The following is a 22,572-nucleotide window of genomic DNA, read 5'->3' on the forward strand; positions in this document are numbered from 1 at the left end:
GATGGCGACTCTCAGCATCAACAACGTCCGCAAGCAGTATGGCAGCGTCGAGGTCCTGAAGGGCATCGACCTGGACCTGACGGACGGCGAATTCCTCGTCCTGCTCGGGCCGTCCGGCTGCGGGAAATCCACCCTGCTCAACATGATCGCCGGCCTGGAGACGATCAGTGCCGGCGAGATCCGCATCGACCAGCGCGTGGTCAACGAGGTCCATCCCAAGGATCGCGACATCGCCATGGTGTTCCAGTCCTACGCGCTCTATCCCAACATGACGGTGGCGCGGAACATCGGCTTCTCGCTGGAGATGCGCGGCCAGCCGAAGGCGGAGCGCGACGGCGCCATCCGCCGCGTCGCCAAGCTGCTGCAGATCGAGCATCTGTTGGACCGCAAGCCGGCGCAGCTGTCGGGCGGCCAGCGCCAGCGCGTCGCCATGGGCCGCGCCCTGGTCCGCGACCCCAAGGTGTTCCTGTTCGACGAGCCGCTGTCCAACCTGGACGCCAAGCTGCGCGTCGACATGCGCACCGAGATCAAGAAGCTGCACCAGCGGCTCGGCACCACCGTGGTCTACGTCACCCACGACCAGATCGAGGCGATGACGCTGGCCAGCCGCATCGCCATCATGAAGGAGGGGGTTGTCCAGCAGTTCGCCCCGCCGCAGGAGGTCTACGAGCGGCCGGCCAACATGTATGTGGCGAGCTTCATCGGCTCCCCCACCATGAATTTCGTGCGCGGCACGCTGTCGGCCGAGGGCGACCGGCTGGGCGTCAGCGTCGGGCGCGAGCGCAGCGGCTTCCTGCCGCTGTTCCAGGCGCCGGAGCAGGCCGGCCACTGGCTGGGCCAGGAGGTGATCCTGGGCATCCGTCCTGAGGCCATCACCTGCTACGACCCGGCACTCGCCGCCGGCAACCCGGCGCTGGTGAAGGTCGCCTGCGGCGTCAACGTCCTGGAGCCGACCGGCGCCGACACCATCACCTATGTCGAGCTGAACGGGCATGAGGTGGTCGCCCGCATCAAGCCGAGCGACCGGGTGGCCGAGGGTGAGACCGCCGACTTCATGATCGACATGGCGCGGGCCAACCTGTTCGACCCGAAAACCGAACAGCGGATTTGATCGGCTGATAGCCCTCTCCCGTCCCGGGAGAGGGAGGGGACCCGCGCCGTAGGCGTGGGGAGGGTGAGGGGTAAGGCAAGGATCAAAAATCCATGTCTGGATCACCCCTCACCCTTCCCATGCTCCGCATGGGCCCGAGGTCGCTCGCAAGTCTCGCGACCGCACTTCACCTACGACCGCTTTGCGGTCGTCCGGCCTTTGGCCGTCGGTTCCGTGCCCTCTCCCGGGGCGGGAGAGGGTTTTTCTCACCACCCAGCGTGATTTCCAGCGCCGCTGACGGTTAACAGGCCGGCCCAATCCGTCCGGATGGCGGAGGGCAGGCCGCGGGCTGCCGTCGGCCAGAACCCGTTCCGAATTGGGGAATGCGCTGATGAACTTCACGATCAATGGACAAAGCGTCGAGGTCGAGGCGGATGTCCGCAGTTCGCTGCTCGACCTCCTCCGCAACAGTCTGGGATTCACCGGGACCAAGAAGGGCTGCGACCAAGGCGCCTGCGGCGCCTGCACCGTGCTGGTCGACGGCGAACGCATCAATTCCTGTCTGGCGCTGGCGGTCCAGTATCAGGGCCGCAGCATCACCACCGTCGAAGGGCTGGGCAGCGACGGCGCCCTGCATCCGCTGCAGCTGGCCTTCGTCGAGCATGACGGCTTCCAGTGCGGATACTGCACGCCCGGACAGCTCTGCTCCGCAATCGGCATGGCGCGCGAGATCGAGCGCAACATCCCGAGCGTCGTCACCGCCGACCTTACGGCGGCCGGCGTCACCATCGACGAGCGGGAACTGCGCGAACGCATGAGCGGCAATCTCTGCCGCTGCGGCGCCTACAACGGCATCATCGAGGCCATCTCGGAAACGCTGGAAAAGATCCCGGCCTCTACTCAGGAGAGGGTGCGGGCATGAACCCCTTCACCTATGAACGGGCGTCCGACGCGTCCGCCGCCATCGAGTTGGCGAAGGGCAACGCCGCGGCGCGCTATCTCGGCGGCGGCACCAATCTGGTCGATCTGATGCGCGAGACGGTCGAACGGCCGGAAATGCTGGTCGATGTCACCGGCCTGCCGCGCAAGATCGAGCCGCGCGCAGACGGCGGATTGCTGATCGGGGCGGCGGCGACCAACACCGCGCTCGCCGCCGATGGCCATGTGCGCGCCCACTATCCGCTCCTCGCCCGCGCGATCCTCGCCGGGGCCAGCGCCCAGATCCGCAACATGGCGACGGTCGGCGGCAACATCCTGCAGCGCACGCGCTGCCGCTATTTCTACGACATTGCTGCGGCCTGCAACAAACGCCAGCCGGGGGCCGGCTGCGACGCGCGCGACGGCTTCAACCGCTACCACGCCATCCTCGGTGCGTCGCCGGCCTGCGTCGCCACCCATCCGTCCGACATGTGCGTGGCGCTCGCCGCACTCGACGCGACGGTGCATCTGGACGGCCCCGCGGGACCGCGCAGCATCGCGTTTGCCGACCTGCACCGCCTGCCGGGCGACCGGCCGGACATCGAAACGGAGTTGAAACCGGGCGAGCTGATTACTGCCGTCGAGATCCCGCCCCTGCCCTTCGCCCGCCGCTCCACCTACCGCAAGGTGCGCGACCGCGCGAGCTACGCCTTCGCGCTGGTCTCGGTCGCCGCCGCCCTCGATATCGACGACAGCGGCGTGGTGCGCGACGTGAGGCTGGCGCTCGGCGGCGTCGCCCACAAGCCGTGGCGGGCCTCGGCGGCGGAAGCCGCGCTGAAGGGCCGGCCGGCCGGCCCGGAGAGCTTCCGCGCCGCCGCGGAGGCGGAACTCGCCGCCGCAACCGGGCTTCGCGACAACGCCTTCAAGATCGAGCTGGCGAAACGGACGATCGTCGCCGTCCTCGGCGAGCTGACGGGAGACGACGCATGAGCATGCAATCCGACTCCACAAACACATCCGCAAACTCCCTGCCCGGCCGCTGGCGACCGGCGGTCACGCAGGATCCGATGCTCCACAAACATGGGGCACTGGGGCAGCCGGTCTCGCGCATCGACGGGCCGCTGAAGGTTCAAGGGAAGGCGCGCTTCGCCGCCGAGTTTCCCTATGAAGGGCTCTGCTACGCGGCACTCGCCTACAGCACCGTCGCGCGCGGGCGGATTACGGCACTCGACACCGCGGCGGCGGAGGCGGCCCCCGGCGTGGTGCTGGTCATGACCCACCGCAACGCGCCGCGGATGAAGGCGCCGTCGCTGATGATGTCGTCGCCGAGCGCCGCCGGGGCGAGCGACCTGCCGGTCATGCAGGATGACGAGATCCACTGGAACGGCCAGCCCATCGCCGTCGTCCTCGCCGAGACGCAGGAACAGGCCGACCATGCCGCCTCGCTGGTGACGGCCGACTATGCGCCGCTGCCGGCCGTAACGTCCTTCGACGAGGCGAAGAAGACGCCGCGCCAATTGGACAACATCTTGGGGCAGCCGCCGGTCGTGGAGATCGGCGATGCCGAAGCCGCCCTGAAAGCCGCTGCGGTACAGGTGGACCAGATCTACCGGACGCCGCGCCACAACCACAATGCCATCGAACTGCATGCGGCGACCGTCGCCTGGACCGGTGACGAGCTGCGGGTGCATGACGCCAGCCAGCTTCTCGACCTGACGGCGGGACAGCTGGCCGACATCTTCGGCCTGGAGCCCGACAAGGTCCGCGTCTCCTCCCCCTTCGTCGGTGGCGGCTTCGGCGGGAAATGCCTGTGGGACCACCAGATCCTCGCCTGCGCCGCCGCGAAGCTCGCCGGCAGGCCGGTGCGCATCATGCTGTCGCGCGAAGGCGTGTTCCGGATCGTCGGCGGCCGGACACTGACGGAACAGCGGGTGGCGCTGGGCGCCGGCACCGACGGCCGGCTGGATGCGCTGATCCACACCGGCATCGTGGCGATGACCACCCACAACTCCTGCCCCGAACAATTCACTTTCCCGGCCCGCCACCTTTATGCCGCCAAGTCCATCCGGCTGGCCCAGGAGGTTGCCGACATGGACATGCTGGCGAACACCTTCATGCGGGCGCCCGGCGAGTCCGTCGGCACCTTCGCGCTGGAATGCGCCATCGACGAGCTTGCGGAAAAGCTGGGACTCGACCCCATCGAGCTGCGGCGGCGTATCGAGCCGGCGACGGATCCGACCAGCGGCAAGCCCTTTTCCTCCCGCCACCTGATCGACGCCTATGACAAGGGCGCGGAACGGTTCGGCTGGAACCGCCGCAGCCCGACTCCGCGCCAGCAGCGAGACGGCGAGTGGCTGATCGGCATGGGCTGCGCGACGGCCACCTATCCCTACCACCGCTTCCCCGGCGGTGCGGCGCGGATCAGGCTGACGGCCGGCGGGCAGGTCACCGTCTCGACGGCGGTACATGACATGGGCATGGGCACGGCGACGGCGCAGGTCCAGCACATCGCGGCACGGCTCGGCGTTCCGCTTACCCAAGTCAGTTTCGAGTATGGCGACACCACCCTGCCGCGCGGGGTGATCGCCGGCGGCTCGACCCAGACGGCTTCCATCGGCGGCGCCGTCATCGCTGCCGCCGAAGTCTTCGTCGAGGAGTTGCTGAAGCTCGCCGGCAATGATTCGCCGCTGGCCGGCTTGTCGCTCGCCGAGGTCGAGACGCGGGATGGCGGTATCGGCCACCGCGAGGATGCGGCGCGCTTCGAAAGCTATGAATCGATCCTGCGACGCGCCGCACGCGACGAGCTGGTCTGCGAGGCCGACGCCCCGCCGCCGGCGGAGATGGAAGCCTTCTCCATGCACTCCTACGGCGCGCAGTTCTGCGAGGTCCGGGTCAGCGAGATCACCGGGGAGGTCCGTGTCTCACGCTTCCTCGGCTCCTTCGACGCCGGCCGCATCCTCAACGCCAAGACGGCGACGAGCCAGTTCAAGGGCGGCATCATCATGGGGATCGGGCTGGCGCTGACCGAGGAAACCAACTTCGATCCGCGCAGCGGCCGCATCGTCAACGCCTCGCTCGCCGACTATCACGTGCCGGTGCAGATGGACGTTCCCGCCATCGAGATTCTCTACACCGACATCCCCGACCCGCAGGCGCCGATGGGGGCCCGCGGCATCGGCGAGATCGGCATCACCGGCGTCGGCGCAGCAGTCGCCAACGCCGTCTACAACGCCACCGGCAAGCGCATCCGCGACCTGCCGATCACGCTCGACAAGCTGATGTGACGCTCTGCCGGGTTCGATCTGGGAATTGAATTCACAAGTGATATGGCGGGAGAGGCGGTTTGCAGACCGCCCTTCCCGCCATATGTCTGCATCGACCCAAGTGACGCGCCCCAGTGACCCGCAACGGCGCAGTTCAGGAGAGCAAGCAGGATGCAGACAGTGAAGGCCAATGGCGCCGAGATCCCCGCCCTGGGGTTCGGCGTGTTCCGCATGTCGGACGAGGAGGTCGAACGGGTGGTTCCGGCGGCGCTGGAGGCCGGCTTCCGCCATTTCGATACCGCGCAGATCTACCGCAACGAGGCGGCGCTCGGCCGCGCCCTGCAGGCCGCCGGTGCCCGCCGAGACGATTTGTTCCTGACCACCAAGGTCTGGGTCGACCAGTACAGCCCCGACCGCTTCGCCGCGTCGGTCGACGAAAGCCTGGACAAGCTGAAGGTCGACCGGGTGGACCTGCTGCTGCTGCACTGGCCGGGCGACCAGGTCGCCATCGCCGACCAGATCGGGATGCTGAACGCCGTGCAGGCCGCCGGCAAGACCCGCTTCATCGGCGTCAGCAACCAGAACATCGCCCAGCTGCGGAAATCGGTACAGCGCAGCCAGGCCCCCATCGCCACCAACCAGATCGAGGTGCACCCCTATCTCGACCAGGGCGCGATGGCGGCGGCGGCGCGGGACCTGGGCGTGGCGATCACCGCCTATTACGCCATGGCCGACGGCAAGGTGCCGCGCGATCCGGAGTTGCAGCGGATCGGCGCCAAGTACGGCAAGACCGCGGCCCAGGTGACGCTGCGCTGGCTGATCCAGCAGGGCCACATCGTGCTGTCGAAGACCGCCCGGCCGGAACGGGTGGCGGAGAATTTCGCGGTGTTCGACTTCGCGCTGGACGACGGCGACATGGCCGCCATCGCCAAGCTTGCCCGGCCCGACGGGCGGATCGTGAGCCCGGCGGGGCTGGCGCCGGTTTGGGACAAGTGAGCAAGGGGTAATCGCGTCGCGGGGTGGGAGAGTCGTTATACGACCATCCAATCGGCCATCCCATCGGCAACCCGCGGGCATGTCGGGCTGTTAACCAGGGCGATACCGAATCCGAACGGAAGGGTCGCCCCAATGCTCCGCCCCCTGATGCTCCTGCCCGCCGCATTGCTGCTGATGTCCGGCACCGCTATGGCCCAGACCGCGCCGGCGCCCGGCGCCACGCCCGACTCCGCAGCGCCCGACACCATGGCGCAGGGGACCGCACCGCCGCTGATGACCGCACCGCGGCCGGACGACCGGCCGGCCACGGGCGAGGTCACCTCCCCGCCGGGCGTCAGCGGCGAGGCCCCCTCGCGGGAGATGCAGAACCAGGCCCCGCCGGTCGCCAGTTCGCCGGCCGGCTCGCCCGCCGGCTCACCGCCGGTGGCCGCCCTGCCCTCCGCCGCCCTCAACCCCGATCAGGCGCGGTCGATGGTAGGGACGGAGCTGCGCACCCGCGACGGCCAGCCGGGCGGCCGCATCCTGGACTTCACCCTGAGCCAGCCCGGCGACCGCATCGACCGCATCGTCGTGGCGCCGAACGACGTGCTGGGGCTGGGCGAAAAGCTGGTGGCGGTGCCGGCCGGCGCCCTGACCAACGGCCCGGACGGGCCGGTGCTGGACATGGAGCAGGCCGACCTTGGCCGGGCGCCGGTCTTCGCCTACGGCAACGAACCGACGGTGACCCGCCCCGACGGCCAATAAGTTGCGACCGCCAGTAATGGCTCAGGCGGCCGGGCGGCGGCGGAAGAAACCGGTCAGGCAGGCGACCGCGCACAGCCCGGCGCCCAGCCACAGCACCGTGACGCTGCCGTCCGCCTTGCCCACCGCGCTGAAGACCAGCCCGACCGTCGCGGCACCCAGCGTCTGGCCCAGCAGCCGGCCGGTCGCCTGGATGCCGCTGGCGCCGCCGCTGCGTTCCTTCGGCGCGCTGCTGACCAGCACCTTGTTGTTCGGGGTCTGGAACAGGCCGAAGCCGAAGCCGGCCAGCGCCATCCGCCATACCACGTCCAGCGTCGCCGGGTCGGGCGGCAGCAGCGCCATCAGCGCCAGCCCGGTCGCGAACAGTGCCAGACCGGCCGCCGCCAGCCGCGTCGGCTCGTAGCGGTCGGCCAGCCGGCCGGAGATCGGCGCCACCAGCGCCACCATCAGCGGCCAGGGCGTCATCAGCAGCCCGGATTCGGCCAGCGACCGGTGCAGCACGTCCTCGAAGAAGAAGGGCATCGCCACGAAGACGATGTTCTGCGAGGCGAAGGAGCAGACCGAGGTCACCACGGTCAGGGCGAAGACCGGCCGGCGCAGCAGGTCGACCGGCAGCAGCGGCGCCGTCTGCGACAGCTCCCGCCGCACCAGCGTCACACCCAGGATCAGCGCGCCAGCCAGTTCCGCCGCGACCAGCCAGCCGGGCTGGCTGCCGTCCACCCCCTTGAAGCCGACGATCAGCAGGCCGAGCATGCCGGCGTTCAACAGGGCGCTCACCCAGTCGAACCGGTGGCCGGCGGGGGTGGAGACCGGCATCGCCCGCGCCGCCACCACCAGCGCCGCCAGCCCCAGCGGCACATTGACGGCGAACAGCCAGGGCCAGGAGGCAACCGACAGGATCAGCGCCGCCAAACTCGGCCCCGCCGCGGAGGACACCGCGACGATCATCGCGTTGTAGCCGACGCCGCGCCCGAGATGGGTGGAGGGGTAGATGTGGCGGACCAGCGCCAGATTGACGCTCATGATCCCGGCGCCGCCGATGCCCTGCACGACGCGCGCGGCGGTCAGGACCGACAGGCTGGGCGACAGGGCGCAGGCCAGCGACGCCAGTGTGAAGACGGCCAGCCCGCACCAGTAGACCTTGCGGTAGCCGATGATGTCGCCCAGCGAGGCCAGCGGGAACAGGGAGACGGTGACCGCCAGCTGATAGGCGTTGACCACCCAGATGGCGCCCGCGGCGTCCACACCGAACTCGCGCTGGATGGTCGGCAGGGCGATGTTGGCGACCACCCCGTCCAGCACCGCCATGATCAGCGCGACGGTCATCGCCTCCATCGCCCAATAGCGTTGCGGGACCGGCAGACCGTCGGCGACGGCCGGCGGCTTCGGGACTGCGGACGGGGCGGCGGAGACGGTCGGCATGGAGGGACTGGACATGGTGGTCAGCATAGTGGCCGACCCCCATTGCGCGGTCGCAGCAATTTCGCATGAAAGCATTGCGGAAGCCGAGCGCGCCGGTCGGTCTCTCACTCCGGCGCGGAACCCCTCCCCCGCCCTCCTGTTGGAAGGAAACGCGAGCCAACAAAAGGAGCGCCATCATGACCAAGCACATCCCGCCCGTCCCGCCCGAGGGCCGCAGCGACAAGGGTCCCGGCGAGCCGGCGACCAGCGCCTCGCCCGACGACGGCGCCGGCAACCGCGGCGCCCCCAACACCAAGGAACAGGGCCAGCCCGGCAACACCCGGCAGAACACCACCCACCAGGGCTACCAGCAGGATCGGTGAGGCATGACCAAGCGCCATGACGCGACCGACCGCCACCATGGCGGTCCCGGCAGCAGCCAGCAGAACGCCGACAAGCCGGAAGCGCCGCCGGAAAAGCACCCGCATCCGGGTGAACCCACCAACAGCCGCCAGTCCGGCAGCTCCAGCGGCGGCGGCGAACGCGACATCCACCACACCCACGATCCGAAGACGAAACGGTAGGGTGTGACGCCCTTCCCCCCGGGGATTCCCCCCCCCCCGGGGAGAGGGTCGGGGTGAGGGGGAAGCATGGGGTGGATTTTCTGAAAAATGGAGCGTGGCTTCGGTTCAACAGGCCACGCCGCGCATCCCCCTCACCCTAACCCTCTCCCCGGGGGAGAGGGGATCCAGGGGCGGTAGAGGGAATCCTCCCTCACGACGACAAATCCTTCAAAATCGGACATTCCGGCCGTTCGTCGCCGTGGCAGGCGTCGGCAAGCTCGTGCAGCGTGTCGCGCATCGCCTGCAGTTCCGCGATCTTCGCCTCCAGCTCGTCAATGTGCTGGAGCGCGATCCGCTTGACCTCCGAACTGCAGCGGGAACGGTCCTGCCACAGCCCGACCAGCTTCTGGATCCGCTCGATCCCGAAGCCCAGCGTCCGCGCCCGCTTGACGAAGCGCAGCACATTCACGTCTGTGCCGCTGTAGACGCGGTAGCCCGACGCCGTCCGCCCGGCCTCCGGGATCAAGCCGATGGATTCGTAATAGCGGATCAGCTTGGCGTTGACGCCCGACGCCTTGGCGGCGTCGCCGATGGTCATGCCGTCCTTCATCACAGAGCCTCATTCTTCGGCGGCGCCCAGCCGCGCAAGGTCAGGGCGTTCACCACCACGCTGACCGAACTCAGCGCCATCGCCGCCCCCGCCAGCACCGGGCTGAGATTGCCCGACGCTGCCAGCGGGATGCCGACCACGTTGTAGGCGAAGGCCCAGAACAGCCCCTGCCGAATCTTCGAATAGGTCCGGCGCGAGACGTCGATGGCTCCGGCCACCAGCCGCGGGTCGCCGCGCATCAGGGTGACGCCGGCGCTGTGCATCGCCACGTCGGTGCCGGTCGCCATGGCGATGCCGACATCTGCGGCGGCCAGGGCGGGCGCGTCGTTGATACCGTCGCCGACCATGCCGACGCTCTTGCCCTCCCCCTTCAGGGTCGCGACGACGGCGGCCTTGTCGCCGGGCAGCACCTCGGCGAACACCCGCCCGATGCCCAGCGCCGCCGCGACGGACCGGGCGGCTCCCCACCCGTCGCCGGTCACCATCACCGGCTCCACCCCCTGCGCCTTCAGCGACGCGACCGCCGTCACCGCACTGTCCTTCACCGTATCGCCGAAGGCGACGAGGCCCAACAGGCGCGGCGCCTCGCCGACCTCGATCAGCCAGGACAGGGTGCGGCCGGATGCCGCCAGATCGTCGGCCCGTTCGGCCAGCGCGCCCGGCCGCAGGCCGGCCTCCTCCACCGCGCGGGCGTTGCCGAGTTGCAGGCGCCGCCCGGCTACCGTGCCGGCGACGCCGCGGCCGGGCAGCGCGCGGAAGTCGCTCACCGGCTCCGCCGCCATGCCGGCTGCCTTGGCCCGCTCCCGCAGCGCATGGGCGAGCGGATGCTCGCTGCCGGCCTGGAGCGCGGCGGCGAGGCGCAGCAGGGTCTCGCCATCGGTGCCTTCGGCCGGGATCAGGTCGGTGACCTGCGGCTTGCCCTCCGTCAGGGTACCGGTCTTGTCGAAGGCGATGGCGGTCAGGGCGTGGGCACGCTCCAGCGCCTCGGCGTCCTTGATAAGGATTCCGTGGCGGGCGGCGGCGCCGGTGCCGACCATGATGGCGGTCGGCGTCGCCAGACCCAGCGCGCAGGGGCAGGCGATGACCAGTACCGACACCGCGGTGACGATGGCGGCCTCCAGATCGCCGCCGACGATCCACCAGCCGGCCAGCGTCAGCACCGCCACCACCAGAACCGCCGGGACGAAGACCGCGCTGACCCGGTCGACCAGCCGCTGGATCGGCGCCTTCGATGCCTGGGCGCCCTCCACCATGCGGACGATCTGCGCCAGCATGGTTTCGGTGCCGACCGCCGTCGTTTCCACCACCAGCAGGCCGTCGCCGTTGATCGAGCCGCCGGTGACGCGGGCGCCCGGCTCCTTGTCGACCGGCAGGCTCTCCCCGGTCAGCATCGATTCGTCGACGCCGCCGCTGCCCTCCACCACCCGGCCGTCGACCGGCACCCGCTCGCCGGGACGGACCACCACATGGTCGCCGACGCGCACGCGCTCCACCGGCACCTCGGTTTCCACGCCGCCGCGGCGCAGCCGGGCGGTGGCCGGCCGCAGATCCATCAGGGCGCGGATCGCCGCAGCGGTCTGGCCCTTTGCCCGCGCCTCCAGCCATTTGCCGAGCAGCACGAAGGTGATGAGGACGGAGGAGGCTTCGAAATACAGGTGCGGTTCATGCCCACCGTGAGCGGTCAACATCAGGTACAGGCTGAGCCCCCAGGCCGCCGAGGTGCCGAGCGCCACCAGCAGGTCCATGTTGCCGGCCCCCGCCCGCACGGCGTTCCAGCCGGCACGGTAGAAGCGCGCACCCAGCCAGAACTGCACGATGCTGGCAAGGATCAGCTGCACCCAGCCCGGCAGCATCCAGTCCGCCCCGAACGGGTCGCCGACCATTCCGGCCAGCAGCGGCAGCGACAGCGCCGAGGCGATCAGCACATGGCGCAGGTCGCGCCGGCCGCGGTCGGCCCGCGCCTCCTCCTCCGCATTACCGCCGTCCTCGACGACCGGAGCGGCGCCGAATCCGGCCTTCTCCACCGCGGCGGCCAGATCGGCGGCCTCCAGGCTGCCGGCGAAGGCAACCACATGGGCACGCTCGGTCGCGAGATTGACCGCCGCCGACTCGACGCCCGGCAGCCGCTTCAGCGCCTTCTCCACCCGGCCGGCGCAGGAGGCGCAGGTCATGCCGGTGACCGACAGGTCGAACTTCCGCCGTTCCGCCTGGAAGCCGGCGGCCTCGACCGCTTCAGCCGCGGCCTTGGCGTCGGGCGGGCCGGCGAAGGTCAGCCGCGCCCGCTCCGTCGCCAGATTGACCGAAACGGCGGTGACGCCCGGCACCCGGCCCAGCGCCTTCTCCACCCGGCGGACGCAGGACGCACAGGTCATGCCCGACACGCCGAGGTCGAGGTCGGTCGGGGGTGCGGCAGCCGTCGCGGTGCTGCCGCCGTGCTGGGTCGTGGTCATGCCGGTTCTCCTTCGATTTCTCTCGGCATGGAGTGATATGGGGCTTCCAGCCATTGGAAGGTCAAGGGGCCGATCGACGCAGATTGGCCCGCTCATGAACAAATGTCCGCGTGGGTGCGTTCGTGTCCTGACCGCAAGCCAGAGGAAGGGACCAGCCCCTTGACCCGCCTGACCATTGCCGAGGCGCAGAGCCGCGTTTCCCGCATGCTGACCCATGACGTGGTCGAGGACCTGCGTGCCGTTGAGTATGAGACGCCGCCGCTGGCCGACGCTCCATCCGCCACGCCGCTGAACGAGCTGCGCCGGGCGGAGGTCACCTTCAGCCATGCGCCCGGCTCGCCCGACTGCCTGTACCGCATCGGCGCCTTCGGTGATTCGCTGCTGATGCGGTTGCAGCTGAATGTCTGGCGCTTCGTCGCGATCTATCAGGTGCCGGTGAAGGACCCAATCGACAGCAACACCATCGCCCCGCATTTCGAACGCTGGGCCATCGGCGCCGGTCATGCCGGCTGGACCATCGGGTGGCGCGACGGCGTCGATCCGTGGAAGCCGGATGTCCGGGTGGTGGAAACCTACTGCTACGCCATGATGCCGGAGGATTTCCTGGACGAGCCGCTGACCCAACTCTATTGGCGCACCGACCTGCTGCAGATGACCCGCGCCTTCATGCTGGAGGCGCGGCGGATGGGCATCCGGCTGTCGGCACCCGACACCGTGTAGCGCAGGTTTCGCTTGGCTCCGCGGGGGTGGCCGTGCTCAATCGGTGGGCATTTCATTCCCCCGTCCGAGTCCAGTCATGCCGCCGATCCCTCTTCCGATGCCGACCGACCTGTCCGCCCTGCTGACGGTGATGGATTTCGTCGGCGTGTTCGTCTTCGGGCTCAGCGGCGGCACGCTGGCGGTGCGCAAGCGGCTGGACCTGTTCGGGGTGATGGTGCTGTCGCTGGCCGCGGCGCTGGCCGGCGGCGTGGTGCGCGACCTGCTGATCGGCGCGTTGCCGCCCGCCAGCCTGCAGGACGACCGCTATCTGATGGTGGCGCTGGCCGCCGGGCTGACCGCCTTCCTGTTCCACAAGCCGATCAACCGGCTGGGCAAGCCGGTGATGGTCCTGGATGCTGCCGGGCTTGGGCTGTTCACCGTCGCCGGCTGCGGCAAGGCGCTGGCCTTCGGCCTCAGCCCGCTGCCGGCAGCCCTGCTGGGCGCATTGACCGCCTGCGGCGGCGGAGCGGTGCGCGACCTGCTGGTGGCCGAGGTGCCGCGCGTGCTGCGCGAGGAGATCTACGCCATGGCCTCGCTTCTGGGGGCCGCGGTGGTGATCGTCGGCCAGCAGTTGGACCTGCCGCCGGTGCCGGTCGCGGTGGTCGGCGCGCTCGCCGTGTTCGTGCTGCGCGTGGTGAGCGTGCTGCGCAACTGGAGCGCCCCGCGGGCACCGGGGAGTTGAGAAGCGCCCTCTCCCGGTACGGGAGAGGGCGACCAGATCATCGCAGGCTTACGCCCGCTTACCCCAGCCCGGCATCGGGAAGACCGGCTCGGCTTCGGCCGAGGCCTTCGGCAGCACAACGGTCGGGCGCAGCTTGTGGTTCTGGATGCAGGCGGACACCAGGCTGGTGTTCTGGCCCTTGTCGTCGAAGGTGATCGCCGGCCCGACCATCAGCTTGTCCGACAGGTTGGTCTGGCGCAGCGCCGTCAGCAGGGCCGCGGACTCCGCGGTGCCGGCGCGCTTGAAGGCGTCGGCGGCGACCAGGATCGCCTCGAAGGTGAAGGCGACGTTGAAGGCGTAGCCCTCGAACCGGTCGTTGGGGAACTGCTTCTTGAAAGCCGCCTCGACGCGCTTGGTCATCGCCGCCTTGGGGTCGTACCAGGGCAGGTTGGTGATGGCGAAGTCGGCGTATTTGCCCAGCACCTTGTAGAACTGCTCGTCATACAGGCCGGGCGAACCGGGGGAAACGATGCCCTTCGGCTCCCACCGCTGCTTCACCATCTCGCGCACCATCATGATGGCGTCGTTGGCGCGGGTGGTGACGATGGCAAGCTCGGCGCCGGTGGCTTTGGCCTTCGCCACCTCCACCGCCAGATCCTGCGCCTTGGGGTCGTAGGCGATGGATTCGAGGATCTGGAAGGGCATGTCGAGCTTCGGGAACAGCGCGTCGATGGCCGCCTTGTTCGCCATGCCGAAGGTGTCGTTGGCGTGCAGGAACACCGCCGTCTTCGGCGTGGTGCCGGTCGCGGCGAACAGGTCCTTCATCAGCGACATCCCGTTCGACACCAGCATGGTGGAGGTCGGGAAGTTGCGGAAGACGGTCTTGTAGCCCTGCTCGGTCAGCTTGTCGGCGGCGGCGATGTTCATCACCAGCGGCACGCCGCGCTGTTCGCACACCTGGGCGGCTGCGGCGGTCTGGCCGCTGTCGAAGGCGCCGACGATGACATGGGCGCCGTCGTTGATGAGCTTTTCCGTGCGCGAGCGGGCGACGTCGGCGTTCGATTCGGTGTCGGCCGACATCACCTCCACCTTGTAGCCGAGGTCGGACAGAACCGCCGGCGCGATGTCGGCACCGCGCTGGCAGGCCTGCCCCGCCTGGGCCAACAGGCCGGACCGCGGCAGCAGAACGCCGACCTTCAGCGTCTTGTCCTGGGCGAAGACCGGAGCGCGGCCGAAGCCGGCCAGCACGCCGCCGGCAATCGCCGCCTGGCCGAGCGTGCGGCGGGAAAGGGCGAGTCCTCCGATGGAACGGTTCTTATGATCGTTGGTCATGATGCGACGGGGGCCTTTTGGCTGGACGCGGTGCGATTTGGTCGACCGAAGAGTCCAACGGTACGCCCCTTCCTGTCAAAGTAGAATCGTCCAGGGCCTTCGATGCGCAATGGAATGGCGGGAACGCGGGAGCAAGTGGCGTTTTGCGGTGCAACAGGATGATCCGTTCGAAAAGGCTCTTGAAGGACGGGCAGCCCGTCCACAGGTGACGGAACGGGATGTGACGACTTCGAGAACGACCACGTGTTGAGCTTGGCGCGGAAGCTGTGGACGGAGGCCATGTCGGGTGGCCCCTCAGCCGGTCGCTTCGGCGGTCGGGGCGGACCCGCGTCGGTGCCGCGCGGCATGCGCGTCTATGCGGTCGGTGACATCCACGGCCGGCTCGACCTGCTGGACCAGATGCTGGGCCAGATCGCCCGCGACGCCGACCAGACGCCGAACCTGCTGAAATACCTTGTCTTCCTTGGCGACTATGTCGACCGCGGACCGGATTCGCGACTGGTGATCGAACGGCTCGCCTGCGGGCTGCCGCCGGCCTTCGGCGCCGTGTTCCTGCGCGGCAACCACGAGGACACGATGCTGGGCTTCCTGTCCGACCTGCGCGTCGCGCCCGGCTGGCTGACCTATGGCGGCGACGCGACGCTGGAAAGCTACGGTATCCCGTCACCCGATCCCGATGCCCCGCCGGAGCATCTGCTGCAGGCGCAGACGATGCTGAACAGCCTGCTGCCGCCCCACCACCGCGCCTTCCTGACCGGCCTTCGCAACCACCTGACCATCGGCGACTATCATTTCGTCCATGCCGGCGTCCGCCCCGGCGTCCCGCTCGACCGGCAGGAGGACAAGGACCGGCTGTGGATCCGCGACGCCTTCCTGACCTCGCGCGCCGACCATGGCAAGATCGTCGTCCACGGCCACACCATAGCACCCGAACCGGAGATGCTGCCCAACCGCATCGGCATCGACACCGGTGCCTACGCCACGAACCGGCTGACCGCCCTGGTCCTGGAGGGGGCGGAGCGGCGCTTCCTCTGCACGATCTGAGCGGCGGCCCCTTGCCCTGCGCAAGATTGCCAAAAGGTTAAGCACTTTATCGGGAAGGGTTGCGAATTGACGGGACGGCTCCGGAGAATCATCTGAATGGAGCATATCCCGGGAGCCCCGCGTCGCGAGAGCGGTCACGGCGGCCCGGCGCCGGCCAGGGAGGAAGCGCATGCGGACCGTCAGTCTCGCCGTCGTCGCGGTTTGCACCCTGGCAGCCGCAACACCCGCTGCGACGCCCGCCACCGCTGAAACGCTCAGGATCTACAGCGTCGATGCGCCGCCGTTGACCATGGAGCGGCCGGACCAGCGCGGCTTCGTCGCGGAGATCACGCTGGAGGCGCTGAATCGCGCCGGATACCGCGGAGAGATGAGCTTCATACCGTGGAAACGCGGACAGCAGGAGGTCGCCGAAGGCGAGAACCTCCTGATCATACCGTTCGCGCGATCTCCGGCACGGGAACCGCACTACACCTGGATCGCCAACATCTACACGCTGGACCGAAGCTTCGCGGCGGTGGGCAAGTCGATCGACAGCTACGATCAGGCGAGGGCGGAACTGACCAGCATCATCGTCGGCCAAGGCACCGCGCAGGAAGAACTGCTGAAAAGCAAGGGCTTCCCGCCAAGCCAGCTTCGCATCATCCGGGTCGGGCAGAAGGAAACCGAAGTCCTCAGCGCCAACGGCGACGAAGCCTGGTTCAACGGGACGCCGGAGACCCTGTGGAAATGGAAGAATTCCGGCCGCCCGGAAAAGATCGTGATCGGCAAGGCCGTCGATCGGAACGACGTCTATCTCGCCTGTTCCCTCAGATGCTCGCCGCAGATCGTCGAGAGGCTGAAGGCGGCGGTCGATGGCATGAAGGCCGACGGCACCGCCCAGCGCATGATCGACGCCTATCTGAACTAGCCGCCCTGGAAATGCCTGCGAAAAGAAAAAGGGCTTCCGGATTTCTCCGGAAGCCCTTTTCTGTTGGTCGGAGAGAGAGGATTCGAACCTCCGGCCCCTGCCTCCCGAAAGCAGTGCTCTACCAGGCTGAGCTACTCTCCGGTCCTGTCACCGCCGGACATGTCGTCCGCCGGTGGAGCGGGTGTATAAACGGTTCCGCGCCGCCGCGCAATGCAAAGTCACAGGTTGGATGCTGCATCTTTGCCATTCGCGAAACACATGAAGTCCGGGTCGCCAATGCCCGCAGATCGTGGTCGCGAAAAGGAAAAGGGCCTCCGGATTTCTCCGGAAGCCCTTTTCTGTTGGTCGGAGAGAGAGGATTCGAACCTCCGGCCCCTGCCTCCCGAAAGCAGTGCTCTACCAGGCTGAGCTACTCTCCGGTCCTGTCACCGTCAGACGTGTCGTCCGCCGGTGGAGGGGGTGTATAAACGGTCCGGCCCCGGCGCGCAACGCAAAAAATGCGTCATCTGCAAAAAGATCCGGTCCGCCGATCCACCCCTTCCAGCCGGGTCAGAAATCGCGATCGATCACGAAATCAATGACTTCCAGCAGGGCCTGTTTGATCGGCCCCTCGGCGAACAGCCCCAAGCTGTCGCGGGCAATGGAGCCGTAATGGCGCGCCCGCTCCACCGTGTCCTTCAGGGCGTTGTGGCGGGCCATCAGAGCCTGGGCATGCTCCAGGTCGCCGTCCTTCTGGTCGAGATCCTCCATCACCCGGCGCCAGAAGGCGCGCTCCTCGTCGTTGCCGCGGCGGAAGGCCAGCACGACCGGCAGGGTGATCTTGCCCTCGCGGAAATCGTCGCCGACCGTCTTGCCCAGCTTCGCCTGAAGGGCCGAGTAATCCAGCACGTCGTCGACCAGCTGGAAGGCGATGCCCAGATTCATGCCGTAGTCGTAGAGCGCCATCTCCTCCGCCTGCGGGCGGTTGGCGACGACAGCGCCGACCCGGCAGGCGGCGGCGAACAGCTCGGCCGTCTTGCCCTTGATGACCTCGAGATAGGCCTGCTCGCTGGTCTCGGTGTCGTTGGTGGTGCGCAGCTGCAGCACCTCGCCTTCGGCGATGATGGCGGACGCACCGGACAGGATGCGCAGCACGTCGAGCGACTGCACCTCCACCATCATCTCGAAGGCGCGGGAGAACAGGAAGTCGCCGACCAGCACGCTGGCCTTGTTGCCGAACACCGCGTTGGCCGACGCCATGCCCCGCCGCAGGTCGCTTTCATCGACCACGTCGTCGTGCAGCAGGGTCGCGCTGTGGATGAACTCCACCACCGCGGCCAGCAGCCGGTGATGCTCGCCCTGATACCCGCACATGTTGGCGGCGGCCAGCGTCAGCACCGGGCGCAGGCGCTTGCCGCCGGCCGCAATCAGATAGCCGGCCAACTGGGGGATCATCTCGACCTGCGACTGCATGCGGTCGAGGATGATCTGGTTGACGGCGCTGAGGTCCTCGGCCACCAAAGCGGTCAGGTCGTCGAGCGGGGTAGACTTGCGCCGTTTCGGCTCGAAGTTGGTCACGACCGCCAAGGTCGACTCCACGGATGATTGACGCCAGAATTTGCGCTAGGGAGCATAACGGCCTAGCCTCTTCGGTCAAGTCCGCAGGGGACCGTTCTTTCGAGACGCCCATTCTTCCGAGACGCGATGATCGAGCTGCTGCGCACCACCGACCCCGTCCGCCTGTCCTGGCTGGTCGCCCTGCTGGCCGACGCCGGGATCGAGGCGGTCGTGCTGGACACCCACACCAGCATCCTGGAGGGGTCCATCGGCGCCATCCCGCGCCGGCTGATGGTCGATGCCGACGATGCCGACCAAGCCGTCCGCATCCTGCGCGAGGCCGGCGAAGCGTGAGTGACGACATCGTTCCGCATCCGGAAGCATCCCTGGAAACAGTGCCTGGGACGAAGCCGGACTTCCTGCTGAACGGGCGGGTCCGGCTGTTGCAGCCCGACGGCGGCTATCGTGCCGCCATCGACCCGGTCTTCCTCGCCGCCATCACCGCCGCGACCGCTGGCGAACGGGTGCTCGACGTCGGCACCGGCACCGGGGCCGCGGCATTGTGCCTCGCTGTCCGGGTGCCGGGCGTCGCCGTCACCGGGCTGGAACAGCGGGCCGACGCCTGTGCCTTCGCCCGCCGCAATGCGGTCCTGAGCAGGGTGGCCGAGCGGGTTGAGGTCGTGCAGGGCGACCTTCTGGCCCCGCCCGACGCCCTGCCTGCCGGCGGATTCGACCGGGTGATGATGAATCCGCCCTATCTGAAGGCCGGCGCCGCCAGCCGTCCGCCCGACGACTGGAAGGCCGCCGCCAACATGGAGGGAGCGGCGCAGCTGCCCGATTGGATCCGCTTCGCCGACGCGATGCTGAAGCCGCGCGGCACGCTGACGATGGTCCACCGCGCCGACCGCATCGACGACATAATGCAGGCGCTGCGCGGCCGGTTCGGCAGCCTCGTCCTGGTGCCGCTGTGGCCCAAGCCGGGGGTGGAGGCCAAGCGGCTGCTGCTGGTCGCCCGCAAGGGCGGCAGGGCGCCGGCCCGGCTGACCGCCGGCCTGACCGTGCACAATGCCGAAGGCGGCTACAGCCCGGCGGCGGAGCGGGTGCTGCGCGACGCGGAAGCGTTGGCGGTCTAGCCGATTTTTAGCGGTGGCGGAGCCTTTCAAACGGGAGACTTCAATCCCATCTCTGCCGGCATGAGCCTGCAATCCTTCCTCGCCAAACTCCCCTTCGGCCCCTGGCGCAAGGCCGGGCCGCTGGTGTCCGTCGTCCGCCTGACCGGCGTCATCGGCCAGGGCGGTCCGTTCCGCTCCGGCCTGTCGCTGGCCGGCGTCGCCCCGCTGCTGGAGCGCGCCTTCGCGCCCAAGGGCCAGAAGGCGGTGGCGCTGATCGTCAATTCGCCCGGCGGGTCGCCGGTGCAGTCGGCACTGATCGCCAAGCGGATCCGCGATCTGGCGGAGGAGAAGAAGGTGCCGGTCTTCGCCTTCTGCGAGGATGCGGCGGCGTCGGGCGGCTATTGGCTGGCCTGTGCGGCGGACGAGATCTGGGCCGACGAAAGCTCCATCGTCGGGTCCATCGGCGTGGTGTCGTCGGGCTTCGGCCTGCATGAGCTGATCGAGCGCCACGGCATCGAGCGGCGCCTCTACACCGCCGGCGACAAGAAGGTCCTGCTCGACCCCTTCTCGCCGGAACGCGAGGACGGCGTCGCCCACCTGAAATCCTTGCAGGCCGACATCCACGAGGCATTCAAGGCGATGGTGCGCACCCGGCGCGGCGCCCGCCTGACCGGCCCGGAGGAGGAACTGTTCTCCGGTGCCTTCTGGGCCGGGCGCAAGGCGCTGGCGCTGGGGCTGATCGACGGGCTGGGCGACCTGCGCTCGGTCATGCGCGGCCGCTTCGGCGAGAAGGTTCGGCTGCGCGTTGTGCAGCAGGAGCGCGGCATGCTGCGGCGGTTCGGCCTGCGGACCGGCGGAAGCGCGCCGCTTCCGGAGGCGGGAGCGCCGGAAGCCTTCGCCGACGCCCTCGTGGCCGCCGCCCGCACTTCGCTGGACGACTGGGCGGCCTGGGCAAGGCTGGGGCTATAGGCTCAACTCACGCAGCCGAGTTCTGGGTCAGCAGGGTGGTCAGCCAGCGGAAGTTCGTGCCGTCGCCGGCCTGGATGGCGCTTTCCACCACCTGCATCGCGGTGGCCGGGTCCTGGGGGTCCGGCACCGCGGCAGCGGCGTCCATGGCGGCATCGGCCTGCCCCACGTCCTGGGCGAACAGGGTGACCGCGCCGACGCCGAGCCGCACCGCCGGCTGCGCGTTCGGCACGACCCCCGTGCCGTCGGCGCTGGAGACGCCGCTCTCCCCCACCCCGTTGAGGGTTTCCAGCATCGCCGCGAACTGGCCGGCCAGCGCACCCGCCTGCCTGGACGCGGACGTCCCTTTGCGCTCCAGGACGTCTTCCGCCCGGATGCGCATGGCTTGCGTGGCCTCGCTGTTGGCCATCATCGACATGGGACGATTCCCTGCGGTTAGTGGCGAACCGCGGAGGTACACGCAAAAATCACGCCATCAGCGCAACCGGCGGATCGCAAGGCCCGTGGCCACGCCTGCGACGATTTGACCGGCAAAAATTTCCCAGCCGCCCGGCAGAAGTTTCCCAGCGGCCGGCAAGGCTTGCCGACCGCCGGCGGCCGATCAGTAGCGGCCGATCAATCGCGGCCAATCAATCTCGAAAGTTCTGGTACTGCAGCGGCTGCTCGATGCCCATCCGCTTGACCAGGGCGATGGCGTCCTGCAGGTCGTCGCGCTTCTTACCGGTCACCCGCAGCTCGTCGCCCTGGATCGAGACCTGGACCTTCATCTTGCTGTCCTTGATCCCCTTGACGATGGTCTTCGCCAGATCCTGCGCGATTCCCTGCTTGATCGTCACGGGCTGGCGCAGCGCGTCGCCCGCCGCCCGCTCCGGCTTGGCGGAGAAGTCCAGTGCTGCGGCGTCCAGCTTGCGGCGGGTCACATAGACGCGCAGCAGCTCCTGCATCTGTTCCAGCTTGGTGGCATCGTCGGCCAGCAGCACGATCTCGTTCTCGGTGCGCTCGACCGTGCATTTGGAGCCCTTGAAGTCGAACCGGGTCTCGATCTCGCGACGGACGCCGGCGATGGCGTTGTCGACCTCGTGGACGTCCGTCTTGGACACGATGTCGAAGGACGGCATGGCGGCTCTCTCCCTGATAAGGACTTCTCATGAACGAATCGGGTGCACCGTAAAGAAGAGCGGCGCCACACTCAACAGCAGCCTGACGGCGGGCAGTCTCAACGCGCGGGCGGACGGAACGGCAGGGCGATCTCCCGCAGCTCCTTGCCCGGCAGCAGCAGGGTCGCCACCGCCCGCTCCGGCTCGAACCGCCAGCTCCGCGCATCCCGCAGGTCGGGACCGTCGCACTCCGCCGACAGGTCGGGGCCCAGCGCCGTCCGGCAGGCGGCGGTGGCGGCCTTCAGCCAGGACGACTCGCCGAACATCTGCGCCGGGGTCGGCAGGCGGCCACTCCCGAGATCCACGGTCAGAGCCGCCGCATAGCGGAAGCCGTTGCCTTGAACCCCTTCGCCGAGGAACTGGACCGACAGCAGACCGGGAGCGACGGTATAGACGTCGGCGGTCAGGACCAGTTCGGCCTCCATCCCCTCCGGCAGGTCGGTCGCCTCTTTCCGGAACGCTGCAAGTTCGCCCTCGACGAATCGGCGGAGTGTCTCGTTGAAGAAGGCCGCGCCAGGAGTGGCCGGATCGGCGATCTCCGGCCGTTCGGCACGGATGTGAAGGCGGGTTCGGGGCTTCCCTTCGGTCAGCGGAACCGTGCGCAGCCGGGCGCCGAGCGCCGGATCGGCCCGCAGGGCGGCCAACTGCTTCGTCCGCCGCTCCGTTTCCGCTCGCAGGCAGGCTGCCGGATCGTCGTATCCGCCCGCCGCCACCGTGCCAGCGGGAAGACCGAAACCGCAGGTGCGGTTCCGACGCCCGGTCCAGGCCCGCTGTTCGGCACGGGCGAAGCCGCGTCCCGCCTCGTCGGCCGCCAGCCTGTCGAGCAGGGACTTGTAGCCGGCCCCCATCGCCGCATCGGCGGCATTCAGCGGCGGAGTCGAACAGATCAGCTTTTCCTCGGCACCGCGGGCCCGGGCGCAATCGAAGCTGGCCGCAACGGTCGGTGCGGCAAGACCAAACAGGACCGGCAGGCAGAGGGCGGCGGCGTGGCGAAAGGCCATGTTGCGGGCTCCATCGGAGGGAAGCCGCAACAGTGGACCAGAGATAGCCCGGCCGCCGCAACAGC

The 22,572-nt window shown here is 68.8% G+C and carries 23 protein-coding genes and 2 tRNA genes; 15 read left to right on the plus strand and 10 right to left on the minus strand.

Annotated features, from left to right (window positions below):
• The first annotated feature begins 1 nt into the window (after nt 1).
• The 6 genes from AB8P05_RS22125 to AB8P05_RS22150 all read left to right on the plus strand — a co-directional run bounded on the left by AB8P05_RS22125 (nt 2) and on the right by AB8P05_RS22150 (nt 7,011).
• Nucleotides 2-1,111 (plus strand): ABC transporter ATP-binding protein, encoded by a 1,110-nt coding sequence (locus tag AB8P05_RS22125; protein WP_472760379.1) that lies wholly within the window; start codon nt 2-4, stop codon nt 1,109-1,111.
• Between the two features lie 370 nt (nt 1,112-1,481).
• The gene (locus AB8P05_RS22130) at nt 1,482-2,012 is read left to right on the plus strand and encodes a 2Fe-2S iron-sulfur cluster-binding protein (protein WP_472760380.1); all 531 of its coding nucleotides are present in this window, start codon (nt 1,482-1,484) and stop codon (nt 2,010-2,012) included.
• Nucleotides 2,009-2,998 (plus strand): FAD binding domain-containing protein, encoded by a 990-nt coding sequence (locus tag AB8P05_RS22135; RefSeq protein WP_472760381.1) that lies wholly within the window; start codon nt 2,009-2,011, stop codon nt 2,996-2,998. Before AB8P05_RS22130 ends, AB8P05_RS22135 begins: the two co-directional genes overlap by 4 nt.
• Entirely contained in the window at nt 2,995-5,292 is a 2,298-nt protein-coding gene (locus AB8P05_RS22140; protein WP_472760382.1) for a xanthine dehydrogenase family protein molybdopterin-binding subunit, read from the plus strand. The genes AB8P05_RS22135 and AB8P05_RS22140 overlap by 4 nt, the downstream gene beginning before the upstream one ends.
• A gap of 150 nt (nt 5,293-5,442) precedes the next feature.
• Nucleotides 5,443-6,267 (plus strand): aldo/keto reductase, encoded by an 825-nt coding sequence (locus AB8P05_RS22145; protein ID WP_472760383.1) that lies wholly within the window; start codon nt 5,443-5,445, stop codon nt 6,265-6,267.
• A 132-nt stretch (nt 6,268-6,399) separates the two neighbouring features.
• On the plus strand, nt 6,400-7,011 hold the full coding sequence (locus AB8P05_RS22150; RefSeq protein WP_472760384.1) for a PRC-barrel domain-containing protein: 612 nt from the start codon (nt 6,400-6,402) through the stop codon (nt 7,009-7,011).
• Nucleotides 7,012-7,032: 21 nt separating this feature from the next.
• Here AB8P05_RS22150 and AB8P05_RS22155 read toward each other — a convergent pair whose 3' ends face one another.
• A complete protein-coding gene (locus tag AB8P05_RS22155; protein ID WP_472760385.1) occupies nt 7,033-8,457 on the minus strand; it encodes an MFS transporter in 1,425 nt (474 codons plus the stop codon).
• A gap of 149 nt (nt 8,458-8,606) precedes the next feature.
• Between AB8P05_RS22155 and AB8P05_RS22160 the strand changes: the two genes are divergently transcribed.
• Together AB8P05_RS22160 and AB8P05_RS22165 are read left to right on the plus strand one after the other, a co-directional pair.
• Nucleotides 8,607-8,792: a hypothetical protein gene (locus tag AB8P05_RS22160; protein WP_014188092.1), complete on the plus strand. Its 186-nt coding sequence runs from the start codon at nt 8,607-8,609 to the stop codon at nt 8,790-8,792.
• A gap of 3 nt (nt 8,793-8,795) precedes the next feature.
• Nucleotides 8,796-8,993 carry a hypothetical protein gene (locus tag AB8P05_RS22165; protein WP_472760386.1) on the plus strand — a complete coding sequence of 66 codons (198 nt, stop codon included), beginning with the start codon at nt 8,796-8,798 and terminating at the stop codon, nt 8,991-8,993.
• Between the two features lie 190 nt (nt 8,994-9,183).
• Here the strand turns inward: AB8P05_RS22165 and cueR are convergent, their stop codons facing one another.
• Nucleotides 9,184-9,570: a Cu(I)-responsive transcriptional regulator gene (gene cueR / locus AB8P05_RS22170; RefSeq protein ID WP_455174602.1), complete on the minus strand. Its 387-nt coding sequence runs from the start codon at nt 9,568-9,570 to the stop codon at nt 9,184-9,186.
• A gap of 11 nt (nt 9,571-9,581) precedes the next feature.
• Nucleotides 9,582-12,032: a heavy metal translocating P-type ATPase gene (locus tag AB8P05_RS22175; protein ID WP_472760387.1), complete on the minus strand. Its 2,451-nt coding sequence runs from the start codon at nt 12,030-12,032 to the stop codon at nt 9,582-9,584.
• A gap of 159 nt (nt 12,033-12,191) precedes the next feature.
• Here AB8P05_RS22175 and AB8P05_RS22180 point away from each other — a divergent pair, with 159 nt between their 5' ends.
• The gene (locus AB8P05_RS22180) at nt 12,192-12,752 is read left to right on the plus strand and encodes a hypothetical protein (RefSeq protein WP_455174210.1); all 561 of its coding nucleotides are present in this window, start codon (nt 12,192-12,194) and stop codon (nt 12,750-12,752) included.
• Nucleotides 12,753-12,828: 76 nt separating this feature from the next.
• A complete protein-coding gene (locus AB8P05_RS22185; protein WP_455174209.1) occupies nt 12,829-13,473 on the plus strand; it encodes a trimeric intracellular cation channel family protein in 645 nt (214 codons plus the stop codon).
• A gap of 48 nt (nt 13,474-13,521) precedes the next feature.
• Here AB8P05_RS22185 and AB8P05_RS22190 read toward each other — a convergent pair whose 3' ends face one another.
• A complete protein-coding gene (locus AB8P05_RS22190; RefSeq protein ID WP_455174208.1) occupies nt 13,522-14,784 on the minus strand; it encodes an ABC transporter substrate-binding protein in 1,263 nt (420 codons plus the stop codon).
• Nucleotides 14,785-15,027: 243 nt separating this feature from the next.
• Here AB8P05_RS22190 and AB8P05_RS22195 point away from each other — a divergent pair, with 243 nt between their 5' ends.
• Both AB8P05_RS22195 and AB8P05_RS22200 read left to right on the plus strand, forming a co-directional pair.
• Nucleotides 15,028-15,828, plus strand: coding sequence for a metallophosphoesterase family protein (locus tag AB8P05_RS22195; protein ID WP_472760388.1), 801 nt, complete (start codon nt 15,028-15,030; stop codon nt 15,826-15,828).
• Nucleotides 15,829-15,997: 169 nt separating this feature from the next.
• Nucleotides 15,998-16,735 (plus strand): substrate-binding periplasmic protein, encoded by a 738-nt coding sequence (locus AB8P05_RS22200; RefSeq protein WP_472760389.1) that lies wholly within the window; start codon nt 15,998-16,000, stop codon nt 16,733-16,735.
• Between the two features lie 64 nt (nt 16,736-16,799).
• Here AB8P05_RS22200 and AB8P05_RS22205 read toward each other — a convergent pair.
• From AB8P05_RS22205 to AB8P05_RS22215, 3 genes are all read right to left on the minus strand, one after another.
• Nucleotides 16,800-16,876, minus strand: a tRNA-Pro gene (locus tag AB8P05_RS22205).
• Between the two features lie 201 nt (nt 16,877-17,077).
• Nucleotides 17,078-17,154: transfer RNA gene (locus AB8P05_RS22210), tRNA-Pro, on the minus strand.
• Nucleotides 17,155-17,284: 130 nt separating this feature from the next.
• Nucleotides 17,285-18,301, minus strand: coding sequence for a polyprenyl synthetase family protein (locus AB8P05_RS22215; RefSeq protein ID WP_111068714.1), 1,017 nt, complete (start codon nt 18,299-18,301; stop codon nt 17,285-17,287).
• A 117-nt stretch (nt 18,302-18,418) separates the two neighbouring features.
• Here AB8P05_RS22215 and AB8P05_RS22220 point away from each other — a divergent pair, with 117 nt between their 5' ends.
• From AB8P05_RS22220 to AB8P05_RS22230, 3 genes are read left to right on the plus strand one after another with little or no spacing between them, the layout of a single operon-like run.
• Nucleotides 18,419-18,625 (plus strand): putative signal transducing protein, encoded by a 207-nt coding sequence (locus AB8P05_RS22220; RefSeq protein WP_455174204.1) that lies wholly within the window; start codon nt 18,419-18,421, stop codon nt 18,623-18,625.
• Nucleotides 18,622-19,404, plus strand: coding sequence for a tRNA1(Val) (adenine(37)-N6)-methyltransferase (locus tag AB8P05_RS22225; RefSeq protein ID WP_472760390.1), 783 nt, complete (start codon nt 18,622-18,624; stop codon nt 19,402-19,404). The genes AB8P05_RS22220 and AB8P05_RS22225 overlap by 4 nt, the downstream gene beginning before the upstream one ends.
• A 60-nt stretch (nt 19,405-19,464) precedes the next feature.
• Nucleotides 19,465-20,352: a S49 family peptidase gene (locus tag AB8P05_RS22230; RefSeq protein ID WP_472760391.1), complete on the plus strand. Its 888-nt coding sequence runs from the start codon at nt 19,465-19,467 to the stop codon at nt 20,350-20,352.
• 7 nt (nt 20,353-20,359) lie between these two features.
• Here AB8P05_RS22230 and AB8P05_RS22235 read toward each other — a convergent pair whose 3' ends face one another.
• The 3 genes from AB8P05_RS22235 to AB8P05_RS22245 all read right to left on the minus strand — a co-directional run bounded on the left by AB8P05_RS22235 (nt 20,360) and on the right by AB8P05_RS22245 (nt 22,507).
• Nucleotides 20,360-20,767 (minus strand): hypothetical protein, encoded by a 408-nt coding sequence (locus AB8P05_RS22235; RefSeq protein WP_472760392.1) that lies wholly within the window; start codon nt 20,765-20,767, stop codon nt 20,360-20,362.
• 211 nt (nt 20,768-20,978) lie between these two features.
• Nucleotides 20,979-21,467, minus strand: a complete 489-nt coding sequence (locus tag AB8P05_RS22240; protein ID WP_455174200.1) for a YajQ family cyclic di-GMP-binding protein — start codon at nt 21,465-21,467, stop codon at nt 20,979-20,981.
• Between the two features lie 98 nt (nt 21,468-21,565).
• Nucleotides 21,566-22,507, minus strand: a complete 942-nt coding sequence (locus tag AB8P05_RS22245; protein ID WP_472760393.1) for a lysozyme inhibitor LprI family protein — start codon at nt 22,505-22,507, stop codon at nt 21,566-21,568.
• Between the last annotated feature and the right edge of the window lie 65 nt (nt 22,508-22,572).

The sequence above is a fragment of the Azospirillum sp. VT-I1 genome (assembly GCF_055698305.1).

Bases quoted from the DNA above. Each gene is read 5' to 3' on its own strand.
- AB8P05_RS22125 (WP_472760379.1), top strand. From the start codon at position 2: ATGGCGACTCTCAGCATCAACAACGTCCGCAAGCAGTATGGCAGCGTC.
- AB8P05_RS22130 (WP_472760380.1), top strand. From the start codon at position 1,482: ATGAACTTCACGATCAATGGACAAAGCGTCGAGGTCGAGGCGGATGTC.
- AB8P05_RS22135 (WP_472760381.1), top strand. From the start codon at position 2,009: ATGAACCCCTTCACCTATGAACGGGCGTCCGACGCGTCCGCCGCCATC.
- AB8P05_RS22140 (WP_472760382.1), top strand. From the start codon at position 2,995: ATGAGCATGCAATCCGACTCCACAAACACATCCGCAAACTCCCTGCCC.
- AB8P05_RS22145 (WP_472760383.1), top strand. From the start codon at position 5,443: ATGCAGACAGTGAAGGCCAATGGCGCCGAGATCCCCGCCCTGGGGTTC.
- AB8P05_RS22150 (WP_472760384.1), top strand. From the start codon at position 6,400: ATGCTCCGCCCCCTGATGCTCCTGCCCGCCGCATTGCTGCTGATGTCC.
- AB8P05_RS22155 (WP_472760385.1), bottom strand. From the start codon at position 8,457: ATGCTGACCACCATGTCCAGTCCCTCCATGCCGACCGTCTCCGCCGCC.
- AB8P05_RS22160 (WP_014188092.1), top strand. From the start codon at position 8,607: ATGACCAAGCACATCCCGCCCGTCCCGCCCGAGGGCCGCAGCGACAAG.
- AB8P05_RS22165 (WP_472760386.1), top strand. From the start codon at position 8,796: ATGACCAAGCGCCATGACGCGACCGACCGCCACCATGGCGGTCCCGGC.
- cueR (WP_455174602.1), bottom strand. From the start codon at position 9,570: ATGACCATCGGCGACGCCGCCAAGGCGTCGGGCGTCAACGCCAAGCTG.
- AB8P05_RS22175 (WP_472760387.1), bottom strand. From the start codon at position 12,032: ATGACCACGACCCAGCACGGCGGCAGCACCGCGACGGCTGCCGCACCC.
- AB8P05_RS22185 (WP_455174209.1), top strand. From the start codon at position 12,829: ATGCCGCCGATCCCTCTTCCGATGCCGACCGACCTGTCCGCCCTGCTG.
- AB8P05_RS22190 (WP_455174208.1), bottom strand. From the start codon at position 14,784: ATGACCAACGATCATAAGAACCGTTCCATCGGAGGACTCGCCCTTTCC.
- AB8P05_RS22200 (WP_472760389.1), top strand. From the start codon at position 15,998: ATGCGGACCGTCAGTCTCGCCGTCGTCGCGGTTTGCACCCTGGCAGCC.
- AB8P05_RS22220 (WP_455174204.1), top strand. From the start codon at position 18,419: ATGATCGAGCTGCTGCGCACCACCGACCCCGTCCGCCTGTCCTGGCTG.
- AB8P05_RS22230 (WP_472760391.1), top strand. From the start codon at position 19,465: ATGAGCCTGCAATCCTTCCTCGCCAAACTCCCCTTCGGCCCCTGGCGC.
- AB8P05_RS22235 (WP_472760392.1), bottom strand. From the start codon at position 20,767: ATGTCGATGATGGCCAACAGCGAGGCCACGCAAGCCATGCGCATCCGG.
- AB8P05_RS22240 (WP_455174200.1), bottom strand. From the start codon at position 21,467: ATGCCGTCCTTCGACATCGTGTCCAAGACGGACGTCCACGAGGTCGAC.
- AB8P05_RS22245 (WP_472760393.1), bottom strand. From the start codon at position 22,507: ATGGCCTTTCGCCACGCCGCCGCCCTCTGCCTGCCGGTCCTGTTTGGT.